Origin of the sequence: Sulfurimonas sp. (assembly GCF_016744025.1) — a bacterium.
Taxonomy (GTDB): domain Bacteria; phylum Campylobacterota; class Campylobacteria; order Campylobacterales; family Sulfurimonadaceae; genus Sulfurimonas.
The window spans coordinates 1-3,498 of sequence record NZ_JADGFC010000191.1 but is presented as its reverse complement, the minus strand read 5'-3'; the positions used below and the strand labels follow the sequence as shown (position 1 = coordinate 3,498).

Sequence of the window (3,498 nt, the reverse complement as noted above, 5' to 3'; positions counted from 1 at the left end):
GTACAAGCCCAATGCTAAGAAAGAAGACCTACAAAGAGCTGTATCTTTAGCAAAAGCTGACCTTATGAGTGAAATGGTTTATGAGTTCACTGAGCTTCAAGGTCTTATGGGTGCTTACTATGCGATAGAGCAGGGAGAGAGTAAAGAAGTTGCTACTGCAATAAACGAGCAATACTTGCCAGATGGTGAAGATAGTGATCTTCCATCAACTCCTATGAGTGCTATTGTTGCAATGAGTATTAAACTAGATACTCTTTTAGCTCTGTTTAGTATCAACCAAATTCCTACTGGTTCTCGTGATCCATTTGCTCTTCGTCGTGCAGTGAATGGTCTTATTAAAATTGTTAGTAAGTATAACTTAAAATTCAATATAGAAAAAGATTTAGAAGTGTTATTCAGTGAGTATGAAAAATTTAGTCCTGATTCTTTTAAGTTTAAACTTTCAAAAGAAGATTTAAAAAGATTTTTTCGTGAACGTATTAAACAATATTATAAAGTAAACCCTTCTGTAATTGAAGCTGTTCTTGCATCTGGTGAAAGAGAAATAGTTGCTATGGGTGAAAAGATTGAAGCTTTAGATGCAATAGTAAATGCTGAAGGTTTTAGTGAGTCTTTTTCTACATTTAAACGTGTTGCAAACATAACTAAAGATATCGACCTATCTCAATATATGAGTGTAGATGTTAAGCTTTTTGAAGATAAGTCAGAAGAAGAATTATATGCTTCTTACAACGGCGTTGCATCTAAATCTTACGATTCATACGAAGAAGAACTAGATGCACTTCTAGGTCTTAAACCACAACTTGATAAATTCTTTAAAGATGTAATGGTAAACACTGAAGATGAAGCTGTTAAAAATAACAGAAAATCTTTAGTAGCATCTATTTATAAAAGTATCTTGAATATTGCAGATATCAAAGAAGTTAGTGTTTAATCTAGTAGATTTTGACTACGTCAACGAAAAAGATAGGAAACTTACAGAGCTTTTCCTATCTCCTAAAACCACCACAAAAAAATATATCCTTGGTATAAATAAACTCTCAAAATCAATCTTAAAACATATAGAAGTAGATGGTATTATAGATGACTTTAGTAGAGTTCAAAAATCTCGTAAAAAATCTGTTCTTAGTATTGATGAAGTTCCTAAAGACTCTATTATACTTTCAGCCTCAATAGGAAGCCCATTAGAGGTTAAAAATACCCTAGATGCAAGAGGTTATACAAATTTTAACTACTTATCGTTTTACAGGTACTCAAAACTTGATTTAGCCGAGCCTCCTTTTATTCTTGATTTTGAAGATGATTTTACTCAACATCATGATGATTATGCTTATCTTTATGACTTACTCGAAGATGCAGAGTCTAAAGAAGTTTTTACAAAAGTGCTTAATTTTAAAATATCGTTTGACTTAGACTTTATGCAAGGTTTTACAAATAATCATGAAGAACAATACTTTGATAAAGAGATTATTCCTGAGATAAAAGATATCTGCTTTGTTGATGGGGGAGCATATGTCGGTGATACTCTTCCTCAGATTATTAAAAACTTTGCAGACTATAAAAAAATCTATGCAATTGAGCCAAATAACTTGCATATAAATATAGCTAAAAGAGATTTCGGTGATGTGAGAGACATAGAATTTGTAAACTGTGGTTTAGGCTCATCAAAAGAGATTACTACTTCAAGTATAGATGCAAATCAAAACAATTGCGACCACAACTATCATGCGACAAATATAGATACAATCGACAATATCGTAAAAGAAAAAGTAGACTTTATAAAGTTAGATATCGAAGGTGCTGAACAAGAAGCAATAGATGGTGCAAAAGAGACTATAAAGAAGTATAAACCTATCTTGGCTATCTGCATCTACCATAAAGCAGAGGATTGGTATAAGATACCTCAAAAGGTCTTAGATATAGAGAGTGAGTATAAGGTTTACTTGCGACACTATATGGAAGGTATATTTGAGACTGTTATGTACTTTATACCAAGTAATTACAAAGGTGATGGCTCACCTGTGTAATAACCTTGGGAATAATCAATCTTCATCTCTTTTACTTTTTTTAGAACTGCTTCATTATGTACATATTCTGCAATAGTTTTACGATTGAGTTTTTTTGCAAAATCAATTATAAGTTCTACCACTAGTTGAGAACTTTCATCTTTATCTATATTTATAATTAATGAGCCATCAATTTTTATATAATCAGCATCCAGTTTCATAAGATAAGCAAAATTTGAATAACCAGTACCAAAGTCATCTATAGAAATTCTGCACCCATAAGATTTCATTTCTTGAATAAAATTAGTGACTTCATCAAAATTTTCTATACCTTCTGATTCTACTATCTCAAATACAAGTTGATTGGCAATATCATATTCTCTAATCTTCTCCCTTATATAGTTAAGTATATCTTCATTTATAATATCTTGAATTGTTAAATTAATAGAAAAACTTGCGTTATTTGAACTAAAGTGGCGAAAAGATTTCTCTATAACTATCTTAGTAAAAGTAGAGTAAAGTCGTGATTTTTTTGCTATTTCAAGAAAATAATATGGTGATATTACACTTCCATCATCATCAATCATTCTCACTAAACACTCATACTTTTTTTCCCTTGTATTGCAAAGTGAAACAATAGGTTGGGCATAGACAACAATCCTATCATCCTGAATAGCTTTTTTGATTTTTGTGACCCATTTACGATTTTGATCAAAGTTATTCATAATTTCAGTATTTAAATCGTAACAAACAATATCCTGATTAGTTTCATGGGCATGATGTAGGGCTTTTTCTGCATTTACATATATGTTTTTTTGACCTTTTGCTATTCCTATCGTTATTGTTACATCAAAATTATCATTGTCTATTTTAAAACTGTTATGATCAAAGTAAGTCTCAACTGATTTACACATATCTATAAAATCTCTAAGAGAAGTGGGCCCTTGGTAAAGAAAGGCAAATTCATCGCTTGAGACTTTAAACAACTGAATCTTTTTTATATGAATAAGTTCTTTAAGTGATTTTGCTACTTCAATAATCAACTTTTCTCCATACTGAGTACCGTAAAAATCGTTAATTGATTGAACCGCATTTATCTGAACAATAGCAAGTTTTATGTCATCTTTATTTAGTTCTATTACTTCTATCAATTTAATACGATTGGGTAAACCTGTGCGTATATCTGTTGTCTGTTTTAAAATTAGTTTTTCTTTATTAATAAGGTCTGTTACATCTGAACGAATAGACATATACTCTTTAACAATGTTATTATTATCACGTATAGGAACAATAGTGCTATTTACATAATAGTCTGTTCCATCCTTTTTCCTATTTCTAATAATACCTTTCCAAATTTTTTGGCTTTTAATTGTTTTCCATAAATCTTTAAATAGTGATGGATGATTTTCTGGATGTCGGATAAGATTGTGAGACTTACCGACAAGCTCTGAAAAGTCATATCCAGAGATATTACAAAACTCATCATTTACAT

3 protein-coding genes are annotated in these 3,498 nt (G+C 30.7%); 2 read left to right on the top strand and 1 reads right to left on the bottom strand.

Going from position 1 to position 3,498, the window contains the following annotated elements:
- Together glyS and QZZ48_RS14895 are read left to right on the top strand one after the other, a co-directional pair.
- Positions 1-934, top strand: a 934-nt coding sequence (gene glyS / locus QZZ48_RS14900) for a glycine--tRNA ligase subunit beta (RefSeq protein ID WP_294967049.1), incomplete at its 5' end; no start/stop codon positions are given.
- Positions 927-2,027 carry an FkbM family methyltransferase gene (locus QZZ48_RS14895; RefSeq protein ID WP_294967048.1) on the top strand — a complete coding sequence of 367 codons (1,101 nt, stop codon included), beginning with the start codon at positions 927-929 and terminating at the stop codon, positions 2,025-2,027. The genes glyS and QZZ48_RS14895, both read left to right, overlap by 8 nt.
- Here QZZ48_RS14895 and QZZ48_RS14890 read toward each other — a convergent pair.
- On the bottom strand, positions 2,000-3,498 hold a 1,499-nt coding region (locus QZZ48_RS14890), incomplete at its 5' end, for an EAL domain-containing protein (protein WP_294967047.1). The genes QZZ48_RS14895 and QZZ48_RS14890 overlap by 28 nt on opposite strands.